Source organism: Brumimicrobium mesophilum (genome assembly GCF_003025005.1).
Taxonomy (GTDB): Bacteria; Bacteroidota; Bacteroidia; order Flavobacteriales_D; family Crocinitomicaceae; genus Brumimicrobium; species Brumimicrobium mesophilum.
In genome coordinates, this window is the sequence record NZ_PVSS01000079.1 from 1 (window position 1) to 452 (window position 452).

Below are 452 nucleotides of genomic sequence, written 5' to 3' on the forward strand. Positions count from 1 at the left end.
CTCTGCAACAAATGTTACGATCACGGGCAATACTATCATTGGTGGTTATTATGGAATAACGATTAATGGGTTGTCTGGGACTTCTTCTTCTAACAATATTATTTCCGATAATATGCTACAAGATTTTTATTATTATGGTATGTATTTACGTTATAATGATAATGCTGAAATTATTGATAATGAGCTTAGTCGCTCAAATAGAACAAGTGTATCTAGTTTTTATGGAATCTATTTCTTGTCTGGAGGAGAGGGTAATATCGTAGCAAATAACTATATACATTCTCCTTTTGGAGGGGTGACTTCAACAACTTCGAGTGCTTGTTATGCAATATACCATAATGGACAAGATTCACCGGTGAGTAATCCTGGTTTAGTTTATAATAATATTATTCATGTAGGAAGTAACCAGAATAATGTTAGTCACAATGGAACTATCTATGCGCTATATAATA

At 32.7% G+C, this 452-nt stretch carries 1 protein-coding gene; it reads left to right on the plus strand.

What is annotated here, in order from left to right; all coding sequences use genetic code 11:
• On the plus strand, positions 1-452 hold a 452-nt coding region (locus C6368_RS17125), incomplete at both ends, for a NosD domain-containing protein (RefSeq protein ID WP_159038683.1).